The following is a 17687-nucleotide window of genomic DNA, read 5'->3' on the forward strand; positions in this document are numbered from 1 at the left end:
GTGCTATCAAAGCGTGAAGGACTCGAAAGGACAGACCATGGACGCCACCGCACTCAAAGCCATGCAAGCGCCGCTCAAGGAGGCTTATCGCGGCGATGCCGCGCAGGCGCTGATCACGCTTCGCGCCAGGGGTACGATCGACGACCAGTCGATCGCCTGCAAGGTCGAGACGGGCAGGGCGCTGGCGGTGGCCGGGCTGCATCCGGCAACCGGCGGCTCCGGGCTCGAACTTTGTTCGGGCGATATGCTGCTCGAGGCGCTGGTCGCCTGCGCCGGCGTGACGCTGAAGGCGGTGGCGACGGCGCTGGAGTTCAGGCTGGGTGCTGCGACCGTCGAGGCCGAAGGCGATCTCGACTTTCGCGGCACGCTGGGTGTGGCCAAGGATGCCCCGGTCGGCTTCCGCGCCATCCGGTTGAATTTCAACCTCGACACCGACGAGCCGCAGGAGCGCATCGATTCGCTGATCAAGCTGACGGAGCGCTACTGCGTGGTGTTCCAGACGATCAACAGCAAGCCGGAGCTGAGGGTTTCAGCGCAGCGTTGATCTCCCCCCTTGAGGGGGAGATGTCGCCGAAGGCGACAGAGGGGGGGCCGGCCGACTGGACGCGACGCCCTTTGTGCAGAAGGAGGTTGGCACTCTACGCGAGACGCCTCCTCTGGCCTGCCGGCCATCTCCCCCTCAAGGGGGGAGATACCCAATTATTGCGCCGCGGGCTCTTCCGCATCGCCCTCATCCGTAAACGGCGAGGCGCTCGGCACGCAGTTGACCGCCCAGCCGGCCGGCGTCGGCTGCTTCTGGTACTCGGTGATGGCGTTGGTGCACTGTTCGCGGGTGTCGAAGGTGCTGGGCAGCACCACCATGCCGCCTTGCGGGCCGGCGATCACCAGGTACCAGACCAATGCTACGCTGGGAGCAGCCATGGGAATTCCTCACTTTGCTGGATGTCGGATTCGGATCGAACCCTAGCAACTCCCGGCTGATGGCGAAAGCAGGGCGAAGAGGGAGCGGCCCGCCGGAGCATCACAGACCCGTGAACGAACCACGCCCTCTAGAGCGTTTCACCATTTCACAGAAACGGCGAACCGCTCTATCTCTTTGTTTTCACGCAATTCTCAAGGGGAAGCGCTACGCGCTTCTCCCGGGAAATCCGCACACACATTTCCTGGAATTGCTCTAGCTTGCGCTCAGTTCACCGCAAAGCAGTAGAACAGGCCGTCGCCGCCGGTGCCTTTCAGCGCCTCCTGGCTGCAGCCGCCGCGCGAGGCGTGCGAGGAGTTCCAGGATTTCGCCGCCGCCGACTCATCAAGGCCGGTGCGGTCGTGATGGCCCATCATTGCCGCCCCTTCCGCCCCGCTCAAGGTCCAGTCGCCGCAGGTCTGGTCGGCGATCCTGGTGCCGTCGGGCTTCGAGCCGGTCAGTATGTCGTGCCGGTTCGGCTTGTCGCCGCGGCCGTTGACCACTTCGCCCTTCTCGTTCAGTGCCGTCTGCTTGGTGATGGCGTTGGCGTCGCCGTGCAGCGAGGCGACGTCATCGGCGATCTTTTGACCCTTGGCGTTGACCCAGGGACCCTTGCCGATGCGGTCGCGCGCATCGACATCGGCGGTCGAGAGATAGGCGTGCCATTCCTTGCCGGTAACCCGGGCCGCTTCCGCCAGGGACGCGCAGTGGGCGTCCGCACCCTTGAGACCGCCGAGATCGGCGCCCTTGCCGGACCCGACACTGGTGACGAAGAAGCTCATCTTGGCGTCTTGCGCGAAGGCTGCGCCAACCGTGGCGGCAATCGCAGCGGCGACAACGAGAAGAAGTCTACGCATGTCGGTCCTCCGGTTTCGAATGCCCTACGTCAGAAGAAACGTAACTGGAGGCCTGTTTAATCCCGCTTCAGCCCAGCTTTTATTCCGGCTGCCGGTAGGCGACGAAGCGCTGGTTCCTGGCTTGGAAGATCAGCCCTGTCTCTTTCAGCTCAGGGCTCGCCAGCGGCACGATGCGCTTCGCAATTTCTGAGGGGTGCGGCAGCGTCTCTGGATCCTCGCCGGGCGCGGCCTGCGCGCGCATGGCGGTGCGCGTGGCGCCTGGGTCGACGGCATTGACGCGCAGCGCCAGGCTTTGCGTCTCATGCGCCCAGGAGCGCATCATGGCTTCCACCGCCGCCTTCGATGCCGCATAGGGCGCCCAGAAGGCGCGGGCCGAATGCGCGGCCCCCGAGGACATGAGGATGGCGCGGCCGGCGTCGGAGAGCCTGAGCAGCGGGTCGACCGAGCGGATCAGCCGCCAGGTCGAAGTGACGTTGATGGTCATCACCTTCTCGAAGGTCTTCGCCTCGATATGGCCGATCGGCGAGATGACGCCGAGCACGCCGGCATTGGCGACCAGTATGTCGAGCTTGCCCCAGCGCTCATGAATGGCGCCGCCCAGCCGGTCGATGCCGGCCATGTCGGCAAGATCGAGCGGCACCAGCGTCGCTTCGCCCTTGCCGGTTTTGGCGCGCTCGGCCTTGATCTGGTCGTCGAGCTCTTCCAGCCCGCCGACGGTGCGGGCGACCGCAATGACGTGCGCGCCGGCGGCGGCAAGTTCCTTGGCGATGAAATAGCCGATGCCGCGCGAGGCGCCGGTAACGACCGCGATGCGGCCGGAGAGGTCGAGGGTCATGCGAGCGCTTTCAAGGATGGCAGTTGGGCTTTAGGCCCCGTTGTTCGCCAGCAGCGACAGCGTGCGCACATTGTCGTGGCCTTCGAAGTCGAGCAGGCGGGTCGGGTACTGACCGGTGAAGCAGGCGTCGCAGAATTGCGGTTGCTCATTATCACGACCGGCTTCGCCGACGGCGCGGTAGAGCCCGTCAATGGTGAGGAAGCCAAGCGAATCGACACGGATGAATTCGGCCATTTCCTCGATCGACATGCGCGACGCCAAAAGCTTCGACTTCTCCGGCGTGTCGACGCCGTAGAAGCACGACGCACTGGTCGGCGGCGAGGCGATGCGCATATGCACTTCCCGGGCGCCGGCGTCGCGCACCATCTGCACGATCTTCTGGCTGGTGGTGCCGCGCACGATGGAATCGTCGACCAGCACCACGCGCTTGCCCTCGATCATGCGGCGGTTGGCGTTGTGCTTTAGCTTGACGCCCATGTGGCGGATGGAATCGCCGGGCTGGATGAAGGTGCGGCCGACATAGTGGTTGCGGATAATGCCGAGCTCGAAGGGGATGCCCGCAGCCTGGCTAAAGCCGATCGCCGCCGGCGTGCCGGAATCCGGCACCGGCACGACGATATCGGCCTCGACCGGGCTTTCCTGCGCCAGTTCGGCGCCGATCCGCTTGCGCACTTCATAGACATTGCGGCCTTCAACCGAGGAGTCCGGTCGGGCGAAATAGACATATTCGAAGATGCAGAAGCGGGTCTTCTGTGGCTCGAAGGGGAACAGGCTCTCGATGCCTTTCGAGGTCACGACGACCATCTCGCCCGGCTTCAGGTCGCGCACGAAGCGGGCGCCGATAATGTCGAGCGCGCAGGTTTCGGAGGCCAGGATCCAGGCGCCGTCGAGGTCGCCCAGCACAAGCGGGCGAATGCCGAGCGGATCGCGACAGCCGATCATCTTCTTGGAGGTCATCGCCACCAGAGAGAAGGCGCCTTCGACCTGGCGCACGGCGTCGATGAAGCGCGAGTTGAGATCGCGTTCCTTGCTGGTCGCGACCAAATGCAAGAGCGTTTCGGTGTCGGAGGTCGACGAGAAGATCGCGCCCTGTTTCTGCAGCGCGCGCTGCACGGTCATGGCGTTGGTGAGGTTGCCGTTGTGAGCGACGGCAAAGCCGCCATCGGCGAGTTCGGCGAAGAAGGGCTGGATGTTGCGCATGCCGGCGCCGCCGGTGGTGGCGTAGCGCGTGTGGCCGATGGCGCGATTGCCTTGCAGGCTGTCGATGACGTGCTGCTTGGTGAAGGTGTCGCCGATCAGCCCGACATGGCGTTCGACATGGAACTGCGTGCCGTCATAGGAGACAATGCCGGCCGCTTCCTGGCCGCGATGCTGCAGTGCATGCAGGCCAAGTGTGACGATGGCTGCGGCGTCCTGCCGGCCGAAAATGCCGAACACGCCGCATTCGTCGTGAAAATGATCGTCTGCTTCGGCGGAAAGCACGTCGTCTGCGTCTGCCTTCGAAACTGCCATGGGGCTCAAGCTCCGCTAAAATGGCCATATAAGGCGAGAGCGCCGCGAAAGCAACGCACGCCGTGCGCCGTTCACACCCATAGTCAGCTCATAAATGGCGCCCGCCTAGTGGGCGCCATACCGTTCCAGGTCAGTTTGCCGGCGCGGCCGGGGCCGGAGCAGCGGGCTGTGCCGGTGCATTGTCGGCCGGAGCATCGGTCTCGTCGTCGGGCGCCGGCGCATCCTCGCCTGTTGCCGGCGCATCCGCGGCCGGTGCATCGGCTGCCGGGGGCGTTTCGGGTGCTGCCGGCTGATTCGGATTGAGCTTCTTCAGGATGGCGTTTTCCGGATCCTCGGGCAGCAGGCTTTCCAGCTTGGCGCCGATGGTTTCGAGCAGCGGCCTCGACTTGGCGTTGGCGATCCAGGCAGGAGCCTTGGCGCCGGCCAGCCAGTTGAAGAACAAGAGCGCCACCGCAACGACGAGGATGCCGCGCGCCGCGCCGTAGAGGAAGCCGAGCGTACGGTCGAGCGCGCCGATCCGGGAATCGATGATCCAGTCGGCAAGCTTCATGGTGATGACGGAAACGACGATCAGCGCGATGACGAAGACGATGCCGGCGGACGCCGCCATGGCGATCTTGTCACTTTCGACATAGGGCTGAACGTAAGGCAGCACCGGCTTGTAGAAGAAGAATGCCGCCGCGGCGGCAGCGGCCCAGGAGACGACGGACAGGATCTCGCGAGACAAGCCGCGAACCATGGCGAGCATCGCCGAGACCAGGGTGAAGCCGACGAGAATTCCGTCAAGCAGCGTAATCGGCATGTTGTTCGCCCCACTCCGATTGTCTTTTCACGGCTCGGCCGAGCCGCGTTAGTCTTCCTCGTCGACACGGCTGCGACGTGAGCCGGCTATGCGCGCCACGAGATCGGCAAGTTCGGTTGGCTGGAAAGCGCCGGCCCCGATCCCCCCGGGACCAGTACCATTGGCAACCTCCTCGCTGCCCAAGGGCAGAACCGCACTTCCAAAACCCAGCTTTTCGGCCTCCTTAAGGCGCTGTTGCGCATGCGCAACCGGCCTCACTGCGCCCGACAGGCTGATTTCGCCGAAATAGACGCAATCGGCGGGAAGGGCAAGACCGGTGAGCGACGAAACCAGTGCAGCGGCGACCGCCAGATCTGCAGCCGGCTCGGAAATCCGGTAGCCGCCGGCGACGTTGAGATAGACATCGTGGGTGCCAAAGCGGACGCCGCAATGGGCTTCGAGCACGGCCAAAATCATCGACAGCCGCGCGCCGTCCCAACCGACGACGGCGCGGCGCGGCGTGCCCAGCGAGGACGGCGCCACCAGCGCCTGGATCTCGACCAGCACCGGCCGCGTGCCTTCCATCCCGGCGAAAACAGCGGCGCCCGGTGACTTCGCATGGCGTTCGCCAAGAAACAGCTCCGACGGATTGGCGACTTCGCGCAGGCCTTTGTCCGACATTTCGAAGACGCCGATCTCGTCGGTCGGCCCAAAGCGGTTCTTCACCGTGCGCAGGATGCGGTAATGATGGCCGCCTTCGCCTTCGAAATAGAGCACGGCGTCGACCATGTGCTCGACGACGCGCGGGCCCGCGATCTGGCCTTCTTTGGTGACATGGCCGACCAGCACGATGGCTGCACCCGTGGATTTGGCATAGCGGATCATCGCCTGGGCGGCGGCGCGCACCTGGGTGACGGTGCCGGGCGCCGAATCGGCCATGTCGGTCCACAGCGTCTGGATGGAATCGAGGATGACGAGGTCCGGCCTTCTGCCGTCGGCGATTGTTGCCAGGATGTCCTCGACATTGGTCTCGGCGGCAAGTTCGACGGGTGTGTCGGCGACCCCAAGCCGTTGCGCGCGCAGCCTGATCTGGGCGACGGCCTCTTCGCCCGAGACATAGACGATGCGGTGGCCTTTTGACGCCAGTGCTGCTGCGGCCTGGGTGAGCAGCGTCGATTTGCCGATGCCCGGATCGCCGCCGACCAGCAGCGCCGAGCCGCGCACGAACCCGCCGCCGGTGGCGCGATCGAGCTCGCCAATGCCCGAAATGATGCGCGGCGCATCCTCAATGTCGCCGGACAGACTGGTCAGCACCACGGCGCGACCCTTGCGGGCATTGCGCGTGTTGGCCGGCCCCGAACCAATGCCGCCCGACGTGCCTTCCTCGACGAGGGTATTCCACTCGCCGCAAGCATCGCATTTGCCGGCCCAGCGCTGATGCACCGATCCGCAATTCTGGCAGATGAACTGGACGCGGGATTTAGCCATCAGGCGCGGCCGGCGATCAAAGAAAGACAGGTTAGCGGGACAGCGCCCCCCTCTGTCTGGCAGGACAGAGGGGGGCGCCGTGGAGAGCTGCCCTTCCAGATCTTTGATGCGACTTCTGACAAGCGGCTACTCAAACCTCTCCGCAATATGGTGCTCTTCGGCGAGGTCGGAGAAGCGGGTGAATTCGCCATGGAAGGCAAGGCTGACCGAGCCCGTCGGGCCGTGGCGCTGCTTGGCGACGATGACTTCTGCCTTGCCGCGCATCTCGTTCATGTCGTGTTCCCACTTGATGTATTCGTCGGTGCCGGGCTTGGGTTCGCGGTTCTTCAGATAATATTCCTCGCGATAGACGAAGATCACCACGTCGGCATCCTGCTCGATCGAGCCGGATTCACGCAGGTCGGAGAGCTGCGGGCGCTTGTCTTCGCGGCTTTCGACCTGACGCGACAGCTGCGACAGCGCGATGATCGGCACTGAGAGTTCCTTGGCCAGCGCCTTGAGGCCGGTGGTGATCTCGGTGATTTCCTGCACGCGGTTCTGCGAGGCCTTGGCGGATGAACCCTGCATCAGCTGGATATAGTCGATGACGATGAGGTCGAGGCCGCGCTGGCGTTTTAGGCGGCGCGCGCGAGCGGACAGCTGGGCAATGGAAATACCGCCAGTCTGGTCGATGAACAGCGGGATTTTCTGCATGGTCTGCGAGCAGGCGACCAGTTTCTCGAAATCCATCTCCGAAATCTCGCCGCGGCGGATTTTTGACGACGAAATTTCCGTCTGCTCGGAAATGATACGGGTAGCCAGCTGTTCAGACGACATTTCCAGCGAGAAGAAGCCGACGACGCCGCCATTGGCTGCCTTGAACGAGCCGTCAGCCTGCTGCGCCGGCACATACATCTCGGCAATGTTGAAGGCGATGTTGGTGGCGAGCGATGTCTTGCCCATGCCCGGACGGCCGGCAATGATGATCAGATCCGACGCCTGCAGGCCACCCATGCGGCGGTCGAGATCGCGCATGCCTGTGGCGAGGCCCGACAGATGGCCGTCGCGCATATAGGCGGCGTTGGCCATGTCGACGGCGGTCTTGACGGCGTCGGTGAAGCTCTCGAAGCCGCCGTCGTAACGGCCGGTTTCGGCCAGCTCGAACAGCCGCCGCTCGGCATCCTCGATCTGCTCGGACGGCGCCATGTCGACCGGCGCGTCATAGGCGATGTTGACCATGTCTTCGCCGACGGTGATCAGCGCGCGGCGCGTGGCCAGATCATAGATGGCACGGCCATAGTCGGTGGCGTTGACGACGGTGACGGCTTCGACCGCCAGCCGAACCACATATTGCGCCACCGTCATGTCGCCGACCTTCTCGTCGGCCGGCAGGAAGGTTTTCAGCGTGATCGGCGTCGCCACCTTGCCCATGCGGATGAGTTCGGCCGCGACCTCGAAGATCTTCCTGTGCAGCGGCTCATAGAAATGGCCGGCCTTGAGGAAGTCGGAGACGCGGTAGAAGGCATCGTTGTTGACGAGGATGGCGCCTAGCAGCGCCTGCTCGGCCTCGATGTTGTTCGGCGCCTCACGATAAAGCGGTTGCTCCGCCACGCCGAATTTTCGTGCTGCCTCTGCCATGATGTCCCCGATTTCGATCCCGGCTTCTCGATACCAGAACGCGAAAGATCCGATGCTGACTTATATGCATCAGTTGCGTCCAATCGGCGTTGATGCCCGCTGTCCACAGGGTACGGCAAACCGTCCACAGGACAGAATTCCCGTGCTCTGATTCCGATTGACTCGACAAGCGATGATTCTACGGGAGTGAAGGGAACGGAGCAAGAACAATCGGCTGAGCCTGGTGCGCGGAGGATTCCTGCCGTTCGGTTGATCAGATCTGTGAAACCGGCCGCACTCGATTGCTCGGTCAGGATGTGTGGACAACGATGTTGAAGCCTTCGTTGGGTTCCGGAGGAACGAAATAGCTCGTGAACAGATCGTAGTCCGCTTCGCTGACCTGGAACGGGTGTTCACCACGCCTGTTTCGCTCCAGAAGCCTTTGCTTGCAGACCGTATCGGGCAGATCGAGCAGATGCAGCTCGTGGGCCACGCCGGCCTGGGCAATGAGCGAACGCATCCAGTCGCGCTGGCCGACTGTGTTCGCCGGAAAGTCCAGAACGACCGAAAGGTTCTGCCGCAGGATATCGACAATGTGCGGCGCCATCGCAGCGCGCAGCTTCGTTGAAAGGCGGTCGTAGTCGTCGATTGTCTTCAGCTCATCGGAAAACAGATGCGAGGTCCAGTGATCTTCGCTGATGAGCAAAGTCGCCGGCCGCGCTGCAATGCGCTTGGCAAGTGTCGACTTCCCCGCGGCGATCTTTCCGCAAAGAAGATGCAAAACCGGTGGCGGACCCTGATCCATATCAAGGAGAATATCCGGCCCGGTGTTTCCCTGCCAGCGCGACAGGTCGGTGATTTTGTCCGCTGGGGTCAGTCGGCTGTGCCAAATGTATCGCCCCAGTCCAGACGCCGCGCAGCCTTGAACAGCTCGCCGTCGCGCTTGGTGAAAAGCGTCTCGCTGGCGCTGCCGTCCGGCCGGCACAATTTGAGCAGCACCTTGCCGGAGCTGGCTTTCGGCGGCGCAATGACGCGCGCGGCGCGGGAGGCCCCGGGCTGCCGCGACGCCGCGACGTAGATGAACTTCTCGTCCTCCCAGGGCACTTCGGCATCCTTGGCCAGGCGATGCAGGCGCGAGCGGGCGACGCGGCGCGAAAAATGGCACCAGTCGGGCGGCTCAAGTGGGCAGGGCGCTTCATGCGGGCAAGGCGCCAGCACATGCGCGCCGGCCTCCAGCAATCGCCGGCGCACCGCAAGAATGCGCTGCCAGCCGGCCGGCGTGCCCGGCTCGACAATCAGCAGCGTGTCGGCGGTCAACTGCCAGAGCCGGCCGACAAGCTTCGGAAGCGATGCAGGCGCGATCTCGTCCAGCACATAGGCGCAGGTGACGAGATCGGCAGGCTGGAGATCGGCAAGGTCGATGGTGACGTCGCCGGCGCGCCAGTCGGTGCTCGCGACAATGGTATCAAGAGCGAGCGACTGGCCGACCTTGCGCACCGCGGCGCTGGCCTCAAACAGTACCGCCTGTTCGAGGTCTGGCCAGAGGTCCGTGGTGGCCCAAAGCACCGTGCCAGGGCCGGCGCCGACATCGAGCAGGGTTTTTGGCTGGAAATCGGGTCGTGCGTCGGCGAGCGCGTCGAGGCTGGCGCGCGCGACCGCATAGGTCGCCGGCAGCCGCGTCGCCAGATAGGCTTTTACCGCCATCTCCTCGGCCATGTGCAGGCGGCCGTCGCGCAGTTCGGCACGGTAGCGGTCGGATAGCGTCTTCGCCGCCTGGCGCAACGCCGGCAGCGGTATCGTTTCGAGCAGGCGCTCGACGCCTTGTCTGAGCGGTGATGGCAGTTCCACGCTCAGGCTCCGCGCGGCGCGAGCAGTATGACCGAGGCGCCGGCGACCCCGGCAACGGCGGCTGCGATAGTGAGGATAGAGGTCATGAAAAAGGTCTCGCGAAAACGAGACCTTTTTCAGTGCCGGAGCCGGCAATGGCAAGCGGCAATGCGCAATCGAGGCGTTATTCCCGATCCGACACCTTGCGGCGGCGTGCCGGTTTGGCGGCAGCGGACCTGACAGCAACGGACTTGGCGGCGACAGGCTTGGCAACGGCAGGCTCGGCGGCTGCGGTTTCCTTGCGATGTCCCATATCGCGCATTTCCAGCGCCTTCTCGCATTTGGCCATGTAGTCGCGCGTCATCGGCAGCGTGTCGTTCTTCTTGGCGATCTGGATCTGGAAGATCACCAGATCCTGCCAGCGGAAGGCGGCTTCCGAGGCGGCGAGATAGAACTCCCACATGCGGCAGAAGCGCTCGTCATAGATCGCCTTGGCCTTGTCGCGGTTGGCGGCAAAGCGCTGGCCCCAATGCTTCAGCGTATCGGCGTAGTGCAACCGCAGGATCTCGACGTCGGTAACCACCAGCCCCGACTTCTCGATCGCCGGCATCACTTCCGACAGCGACGGGATGTAGCCGCCAGGGAAGATGTATTTGCGGACGAAGGCGCTGGTCGCCCACGGCACGCCGGAGCGGCCGATCGTGTGCAAGAGCATGACGCCATCCGGCTTCAGCAGCGTCGCCGACTTCTCGAAGAAGGTGCGGAAGTGGTTGACGCCGACATGCTCGAACATGCCGACCGAGACGATGCGGTCGAAACGCTCGTTGAGTTCGCGGTAGTCCTTCAGGTCGAAATGCACCCGGTCCTGCAGGCCCAGCGCATGGGCCCGGTCCGTGGCGACGCCGTGTTGCTCGGTCGACAGCGTGACGCCCTGAACGTCGACATCGAAGGCCCTGGCGAGGTAGAGGCCAAGCCCGCCCCAGCCCGAGCCGATATCGAGCACGGTCTGGCCGGCCTTCAGCCTGAGCTTGGCGGCGATGTGACGCTTCTTGGCGGCCTGCGCTTCTTCAAGCGTCATGTCCGGCTGTTCGAAATAGGCGCAGGAATACTGCATGTCCTCGTCCAGGAAGAGGCGATAGAGATCGCCCGACAGGTCATAGTGGCGCTGTACGTTGCGGCGCGAGCGCGAGGCGGTGTTGATCTGCTGCAAGCGGCGGAAGGCGTGGCGCAGGCCTTCGATCGCCTTCGACCAGGTGGCGTCGATGCCGCCGCTGCCCATATTCTGGAAGGCGATGCGCATGACGCCCAGCACGCCGCCCTCGAGGACATCGAGTTCGCCGTCCATGTAGGCTTCCGGCACCGCCAGCATCGGATCGAAGGTGATGGCGCGTTCGGCGTGCCTGGTCTTGATGTGCATGTGCACCGGCTCGCCGCTGCCGTCGCCGAAAACCACGGTCGAGCCCTTCGGCCCGCTGACCTTGAGATTGCCCGTACGCACCAGGCGGTCGAGAACGCGCTTCAACAGAATATTCATCACCAAATGTCCCCTCACGGTCAGACTGGCGGGTTAACTCTGCAACAATATATAGGGGTTCGAAAAGTTCCATTTGGTACAAAAATGCCCGGGCGAGAGGCCCGGGCATTGGTCCACAAAGGCTGGATGACGACAATGTGATTGGGAGCGCTGCTCCTTCGCTTGTCGCTAGGCGATCAGGCGTTGTCTTCGCCGCCTTCGAACTCGGTATTCGGGTCGAAGAAGTTCTCCGGCCGCGCATTGTCGTTGATGTCGTCGCCATAGATGGCTTCGGCGGTGGTCAGCGTTTCGCCCTTGGCCTGACGCTCGGCTTCATCGGCTGTGCGGGCGATGTTGAGGCTGATGGTGACCTCGACTTCCGGATGCAGCGCGATCGCCACATTGGTGACGCCGATGGTCTTGATCGGCTGGTTGAGCTGGATTTGGTTGCGGTTGACCGAGAAGCCTTCCGCCGTCAGCAGATCGGCGATGTCGCGGGTCGACACCGAACCGTAGAGCTGGCCGGTCTCGCCGGCCGAACGCACGGCGATGAAGCTCTTGCCGTCGAGCTTTTCGGCAACCTGGCTGGCTTCCGACTTGCGCTCGAGGTTGCGGGCTTCGAGCTGGGCGCGCTGGCCTTCGAACTTCTTCTTGTTGGCTTCGTTGGCGCGCAGCGCCTTGCCCTGCGGCAAGAGGAAGTTGCGGGCAAAGCCGTCCTTGACCTTGACGGTATCGCCCATCTGGCCGAGGCGGGAAACGCGTTCGAGAAGAATGACTTCCATGGTTTTGTTCCTTCGTCTGGGCACCGATCACAAGGTCGGCGCCGAATTGAGTGGAACAGGTCAGGAAGCTCTGAGCGCCTTGGCGCCGGTGTCGCTGTCCTGCCTGTCGCGGCAGTTAGAGGCTTTTCACCTCAACTCGGGATTTCAATGCATGTCGCCCAAAAGTGGGTCCCGGTTTTGGGACAACGACATCCATCATCAAAATACTCCCTGCGGCGCCCGTCGCCGTGGGAGAATAGAGCGGGCGGCGAACCGCCCGCTCGAAAGTCTTAGCGAACCACGTAGGGCAGCAGGCCGAGGAAGCGGGCGCGCTTGATCGCCTTGGCGAGTTCGCGCTGCTTCTTCTGGCTGACGGCGGTGATGCGCGACGGCACGATCTTGCCGCGCTCGGAAATGTAGCGCTGCAGCAGACGCACGTCCTTGTAGTCGATCTTGGGCGCGTTGGCGCCGGAGAACGGGCAGGTCTTGCGGCGGCGATGGAATGGGCGCCGGGTCGGGATCTGATTGATGTCGACCATTATTCTGCACCCCCTTCAACGCCTTCGCGCGGACGGCGCGGACCACGATCGCCACCGGCGTCGCCAAATGAGCGCGGCGGACGATCGCCACGATCGCCGCGATCACGATCGCCAAACGAGCGCGGACCACGATCGCCACGGTCGCGGTCGCCGAAGCCACCGCGTTCCGAACGCTCTTCGCGCTTCTGCATCATGGCCGACGGGCCTTCCTCATGCGCTTCGACCTTGACGGTCAGGAAACGCAGCACGTCTTCGGACAGACCCATCTGGCGCTCCATCTCGTTGAGCGCTGCCGGCGGGCAGGTGAGGTCCATAAGCGTGTAATAAGCCTTCCGGTTCTTGTTGACCCGGTAGGTGAGGGACTTCAGTCCCCAGTTCTCGACCCGGCCGACGGACCCGCCATTTGCGGAGATGACGCCCTTGTACTGTTCGACAAGCGCATCGACCTGCTGCTGCGAGAGGTCCTGCCGGGCAAGGAACACATGTTCGTATAGAGCCATAGTGGTTCAGTGCCTTTCTTCGTTTCTCTCCCGGATCCTCGCGGCAAAAGCCTCTGCAACTTCTCTGACCCGCTGGTCCCAAAGGGGCGGGGAAGAAAGGAGCATTTCGAGACGGTCGAGAGCGGAGACACGGGAGGCGGAAGCGCTTCTGGCTTCACACGCCGCTTTCCCAAGGAAAACAACGGCCCTCCGTTCAGCCCCCAGCAAGGACCGGCAGATTGCGGGCGTCTATACAGCAATTTGGCTGGAAGGCAAGGGTAGGACGCCGTTGTGTCGTAAGCACATGAGTTGTCCGGGTTAGGTAGCACATGAGTTGTCCGGTTTTATGAGCAGTCCGATGGAGGCTGCGAATGAAACGGACAGCATGGCTACAGGGCCGGCGAATGCAGAAGTACGGGGTGTTTTGGTCAGCTGGAATGGCGGCGATTTGTCGAGGGTTGAAAAGCACCCGGGATCAACTTGTATGGGCGACCTTGTCCACCGTTTCGGGGAAGAAGTCGGGCGCGGCCTTTCGCTTGCCGAACATCATGTCGTATTGGAGCAGGCGGAAATCGTTGATCGCCGGATCGACGTCCTTCTGCCGCGCCCAGTCGGGCGTCGCTTCGCCTGACGGCGTCAGCAGAAGATTGCGGTCGACGACGCGATAGCGTTCGCGCAGCGCGCCGAGGAAGCCGGTGTAGTAGGGGTGCGTGATCCCGGCCGTGGTCAGGATGTGATAGGGCAGGAAGGCTGGGCTGACCGCGCCCATATCCTGCGCCGGACCGGTGCGGTTCGACCAGATGATCAGCGGCGTCTGGTGGTGCTCGAGTGCTGCCTCCGGCGTAGCCTCCCTGCGCGGCGCGACATTGTCTTTGAGGAAGCCGGTCTCGACATAGACGGGACCGAGCGGCGGCAGATGGTCGCCGAAAAAGGCAATGACCGTCGGCCGCTCGCGCTTCTTCGCCCATTCGATCAGCCGTTCGAGGCCACGGTCGGCATCGGCCGAACCCTCGGCGTAGCTGAGCAGCGATTCCCGCGCCCATGTGCTGATGGGAGCCGCGACCTTGTGGGTCGGGTTGTAATAGCGGTACGGCTCGTAGGGGCCGTGGTTCTGCAGGCTGACGGCGAAGAAGAACACCGGGTCCTCGCTGGCGTCGGCCTCTGCGATGATCTCGTCGGTCATTGCCGCGTCGGAGGCCAGCGGCCCGCGCTTTTCCAACGGTGGCAGCGTCTCTTCCGAGCGGAAATCGTTGAAGCCGAAATCGGCATAGACCGCGCCGCGGTTCCAGAACCAGTTGGTGCCGGGATGGATGGCGCGCGCGCGGTAGCCTTCGCTTTTCAGGAAGGTCGCCAGCGACGGCGTCGGCGTGCGCACATATTGCTGATAGGGGATCGAGCCCGCCGGCAGGAAGGCATTGGAAAAGCCGGTCAGCGCCTCGAATTCGATGTTGGCGGTCATGCCGCCGAATTCCGGCGAGAACATATAGCCGGAGCGCAAAGCCCGCACATTGGGGATCGGGTCCGGCGTGATGGTGACGCCGGGCAGCTTGGTCGGATCCCAGAAGGATTCGCTCATCACCACGATGATGTCGGGTTTCTCATCCGGCACCGAGGCCGTCACATCAGGTCTGTCGATCGCATCGATCGCCTTGTCGGAATAGCCGGCCGGTGCAGAGACATGCGCCATCGGCACGTTGAGCGCGAAAGCCAGCGCAAACCCGTTGGAGGCGTAGTTCTCCTTCTGGTCCCACATGATCGGGATGATCTGCAGCCGGTCGCGGGTCCACGAGAAGGTGGCGTAATCCATGATCGAGACGAAGAAGGCGAGCAGCGGCACTGCCAGCGTCAACCGCGCCAGGCGCCCCTTGCGGCTGAGGATCGGCACCTTGCGGCGCCACCGCCGCCAGCCATAGACCAGCAACGACAGGCCGGCGACGATGCCGACCGCCATGGCGAGCGCCGTCCAGGGGCGCTCGCGCACCAGCAGCGGCATCAATGCCATGATCTGGCGCGAATAGAGGAAATCGGTCGGGTAGAGCGGATCGCCGAGATAATGCGACTTCTGGTGCCCGACAAAGGCCAGCGCCAGCGTCAGCGGCGCCACGATCATCAGGCTTTGGTGGCTGCGGCCAAGCACGGCGTCCAGTCCGATCAGCACCAGCGCAAAGACGATGATGGTGGTCCAGCCCGGCTTGAAGGGTTGCAGGAAGAAGTCGACCGTGCCGAAAAAGTCGCCGCGCACGATCCATTCGATGGCGAACACCAGGACGGCGGAGGCAAGCAGCGTGACCAGACCGTAGCGGATGACAGGCCATCTGCGCCCCGGCAGGTAGCCGGTGGACGGATCGTCTTCCAAGAACTGTGGCGCGGGTACTGCCGCGCCCTTCCTGATCCTTGCCACTTCTCTTCTTCCCCCGGCCCAAGCAACGCGTTTTTCCACTCGCGTCACCGTTCTGTCATAGAACTGTCATGCAAAAGCTAGCGCCTGTGGCGGAAATAAGAAGAGCCAGCAAACGATTCGTGAGCGGTTTTCATCAGGAGTGATCGGCAAAAAGCCTTTCAGAACAGGGACTCGGGGTCAGCTTCCGGGTGGAACGAGGGCCGAAATGCTGCTCGCGGGCTTGACTTGGCGGTCCGCCTTGCGTCACAGGCAGGAAAAATCAGCCGCTGGAGAGAGCCCAAATGGCCGTTGCATTCACCTTTCCGGGACAAGGCAGCCAGGCTGTCGGCATGGGCAAGGACCTCGCCGACGCCTTCCCCGAGGCGCGCAGGGTCTTCGAGGAAGTCGATGACGCGCTGGGCGAAAAGCTGTCGACATTGATCTGGGAAGGCCCTGAAGAGACGCTGACCTTGACCGCCAATGCCCAACCGGCACTGATGGCAGTGTCGCTGGCTGCGGTGCGGGCGCTGGAAGCGCGCGGTTTTTCGTTGAAGGACAAGGTCGCCTATGTCGCCGGCCATTCGCTCGGCGAATATTCCGCCCTTGCCGCCGCCGGCTTCGTCTCGGTCGCCGATGCCGCCCGGCTGCTGCGCATTCGCGGCAATGCCATGCAGGCGGCGGTGCCGGCCGGCGAGGGTGCGATGGCGGCGATCATCGGACTGGAACAGCCCGATGTCGAAGCCGCTTGCACCGCGGCCGCAACAGGCTCCGGCAAGGTCTGCCAGATCGCCAACGACAACGGCGGTGGCCAGCTGGTGATCTCCGGCGCCAAGGCGGCGGTGGAACTCGCCGCAAAACTGTGCACCGAGAAGGGCGCCAAACGGGCGCTGATGCTGCAGGTCTCCGCCCCCTTCCACTCGGCGCTGATGGCGCCGGCGGCCAATGTCATGCGCGAGGCGCTGGCCGGGGTAGCCAAGCATGCGCCGGTGGTTCCAGTCGTTTCCAACGTCACCGTGACCCCGACCAGCGATCCCGACGAGATCACACGGCGCTTGGTCGAGCAGATCACCGGCCGTGTGCGTTGGCGCGAAACGGTGGAGTGGTCCGGCGCCAACGGCGTCGCCACACTCTACGAGATCGGCGCCGGCAAGGTGCTGTCGGGCCTGGCGCGGCGCATCAACCGCGACATCGCCACATCAGCCGTCGGTACCCCGGCCGACGTCGAGGCGGCGTTGGCCGCGCTTTCATAATCCACTGGCGATTTGACCCCTCCCGTGGGAAGGGTGTTCTCTTAAGATCAGGAGACAAAAATGTTCGAACTGACCGGCCGCAAGGCGCTCGTCACTGGCGCATCGGGAGGCATTGGCGAGGCGATCGCCCGGGTGCTGCACGCGCAAGGCGCCATTGTCGGCCTGCACGGCACCCGCATCGAGAAATTGGAGACCTTGGCAGCCGAGCTCGGCGACCGGGTAAAACTGTTTCCAGCAAATTTGTCGAACCGCGACGAGGTCAAGGCGCTTGGCCAGAAGGCGGAAGCCGAGCTCGAAGGCGTCGATATCCTGGTCAACAATGCCGGCATTACCAAGGACGGCCTGTTCGTGCGCATGTCGGATGCCGATTGGGATAGTGTGCTCGAGGTCAACCTCACCGCGGTGTTCCGGCTGACCCGCGAACTCACCCATCCGATGATGCGCCGCCGCCATGGCCGCATCATCAACATCACCTCGGTGGTCGGCGTTACCGGCAACCCAGGCCAGACCAATTATTGCGCCTCCAAGGCCGGCATGATCGGCTTTTCCAAGTCCTTGGCGCAGGAGATCGCCACCCGCAACATCACCGTCAACTGCGTCGCCCCGGGCTTCATCGAATCGGCGATGACCGACAAACTCAACGACAAGCAGAAAGACGCGATCATGGCGGCGATTCCGACACGCCGCATGGGCACGAGTGTTGAAGTGGCCTCCGCCGTCGCCTACCTCGCCTCCAATGAAGCCGGCTACGTCACCGGCCAGACCATCCATGTCAACGGCGGCATGGCGATGATTTGACGGGACATGGCCGGGTAATAAGAAGACGTGGCCGGCTTGTGAAAAGAGACCATTTCGCCTTGGACCTTAGCCAATTTTCGTGTAATGCGGCCCGCAACCCGGCGGTTCGGGCA

At 63.6% G+C, this 17687-nt stretch carries 17 protein-coding genes; 3 read left to right on the forward strand and 14 right to left on the reverse strand.

Features of this window, described 5'->3' with window-relative positions; genetic code table 11:
- The first annotated feature begins 37 nt into the window (after positions 1 to 37).
- Complete coding sequence (locus FJV77_RS15985) at positions 38 to 544, forward strand: OsmC family protein (RefSeq protein WP_142867750.1); 507 nt, start codon at positions 38 to 40, stop codon at positions 542 to 544.
- A 155-nt stretch (positions 545 to 699) separates the two neighbouring features.
- Here FJV77_RS15985 and FJV77_RS15990 read toward each other — a convergent pair whose 3' ends face one another.
- From FJV77_RS15990 to FJV77_RS16055, 14 genes are all read right to left on the reverse strand, one after another.
- Positions 700 to 921 carry a hypothetical protein gene (locus tag FJV77_RS15990; protein ID WP_023689120.1) on the reverse strand — a complete coding sequence of 74 codons (222 nt, stop codon included), beginning with the start codon at positions 919 to 921 and terminating at the stop codon, positions 700 to 702.
- A gap of 264 nt (positions 922 to 1185) precedes the next feature.
- Positions 1186 to 1815, reverse strand: a complete 630-nt coding sequence (locus FJV77_RS15995) for a hypothetical protein (RefSeq protein WP_142867751.1) — start codon at positions 1813 to 1815, stop codon at positions 1186 to 1188.
- A 79-nt stretch (positions 1816 to 1894) separates the two neighbouring features.
- Positions 1895 to 2650: an SDR family NAD(P)-dependent oxidoreductase gene (locus FJV77_RS16000; protein WP_142867752.1), complete on the reverse strand. Its 756-nt coding sequence runs from the start codon at positions 2648 to 2650 to the stop codon at positions 1895 to 1897.
- 30 nt (positions 2651 to 2680) lie between these two features.
- Complete coding sequence (gene purF / locus FJV77_RS16005) at positions 2681 to 4162, reverse strand: amidophosphoribosyltransferase (RefSeq protein ID WP_112397309.1); 1482 nt, start codon at positions 4160 to 4162, stop codon at positions 2681 to 2683.
- Positions 4163 to 4292: 130 nt separating this feature from the next.
- Positions 4293 to 4964, reverse strand: coding sequence for a CvpA family protein (locus FJV77_RS16010; protein WP_142867753.1), 672 nt, complete (start codon positions 4962 to 4964; stop codon positions 4293 to 4295).
- 48 nt (positions 4965 to 5012) lie between these two features.
- On the reverse strand, positions 5013 to 6431 hold the full coding sequence (radA, locus tag FJV77_RS16015; protein ID WP_142867754.1) for a DNA repair protein RadA: 1419 nt from the start codon (positions 6429 to 6431) through the stop codon (positions 5013 to 5015).
- Between the two features lie 126 nt (positions 6432 to 6557).
- Positions 6558 to 8048: a replicative DNA helicase gene (locus FJV77_RS16020; protein WP_142867755.1), complete on the reverse strand. Its 1491-nt coding sequence runs from the start codon at positions 8046 to 8048 to the stop codon at positions 6558 to 6560.
- 289 nt (positions 8049 to 8337) lie between these two features.
- Complete coding sequence (locus tag FJV77_RS16025) at positions 8338 to 9012, reverse strand: ATP-binding protein (protein WP_348643824.1); 675 nt, start codon at positions 9010 to 9012, stop codon at positions 8338 to 8340.
- Positions 8901 to 9875, reverse strand: a complete 975-nt coding sequence (locus tag FJV77_RS16030; RefSeq protein ID WP_142867756.1) for a small ribosomal subunit Rsm22 family protein — start codon at positions 9873 to 9875, stop codon at positions 8901 to 8903. Before FJV77_RS16030 ends, FJV77_RS16025 begins: the two co-directional genes overlap by 112 nt.
- A gap of 163 nt (positions 9876 to 10038) precedes the next feature.
- Entirely contained in the window at positions 10039 to 11388 is a 1350-nt protein-coding gene (locus FJV77_RS16035) for a cyclopropane-fatty-acyl-phospholipid synthase family protein (RefSeq protein WP_142867757.1), read from the reverse strand.
- Positions 11389 to 11564: 176 nt separating this feature from the next.
- The gene (gene rplI / locus FJV77_RS16040; RefSeq protein WP_142867758.1) at positions 11565 to 12149 is read right to left on the reverse strand and encodes a 50S ribosomal protein L9; all 585 of its coding nucleotides are present in this window, start codon (positions 12147 to 12149) and stop codon (positions 11565 to 11567) included.
- 269 nt (positions 12150 to 12418) lie between these two features.
- Positions 12419 to 12667, reverse strand: a complete 249-nt coding sequence (gene rpsR, locus FJV77_RS16045; protein ID WP_006203718.1) for a 30S ribosomal protein S18 — start codon at positions 12665 to 12667, stop codon at positions 12419 to 12421.
- Positions 12667 to 13167, reverse strand: a complete 501-nt coding sequence (gene rpsF, locus FJV77_RS16050) for a 30S ribosomal protein S6 (RefSeq protein WP_112560792.1) — start codon at positions 13165 to 13167, stop codon at positions 12667 to 12669. Before rpsF ends, rpsR begins: the two co-directional genes overlap by 1 nt.
- A gap of 454 nt (positions 13168 to 13621) precedes the next feature.
- Entirely contained in the window at positions 13622 to 15547 is a 1926-nt protein-coding gene (locus FJV77_RS16055; protein ID WP_142867759.1) for an LTA synthase family protein, read from the reverse strand.
- Between the two features lie 281 nt (positions 15548 to 15828).
- On the opposite strand from FJV77_RS16055, the gene fabD reads away from it, so the two are divergent.
- Both fabD and fabG read left to right on the forward strand, forming a co-directional pair.
- Complete coding sequence (gene fabD / locus FJV77_RS16060) at positions 15829 to 16776, forward strand: ACP S-malonyltransferase (RefSeq protein ID WP_142867760.1); 948 nt, start codon at positions 15829 to 15831, stop codon at positions 16774 to 16776.
- 60 nt (positions 16777 to 16836) lie between these two features.
- On the forward strand, positions 16837 to 17574 hold the full coding sequence (gene fabG / locus FJV77_RS16065; RefSeq protein ID WP_142867761.1) for a 3-oxoacyl-[acyl-carrier-protein] reductase: 738 nt from the start codon (positions 16837 to 16839) through the stop codon (positions 17572 to 17574).
- Positions 17575 to 17687: the final 113 nt, after the last annotated feature.

It is taken from the genome of Mesorhizobium sp. WSM4306 (assembly GCF_007003975.1).
GTDB lineage: Bacteria > Pseudomonadota > Alphaproteobacteria > Rhizobiales > Rhizobiaceae > Mesorhizobium.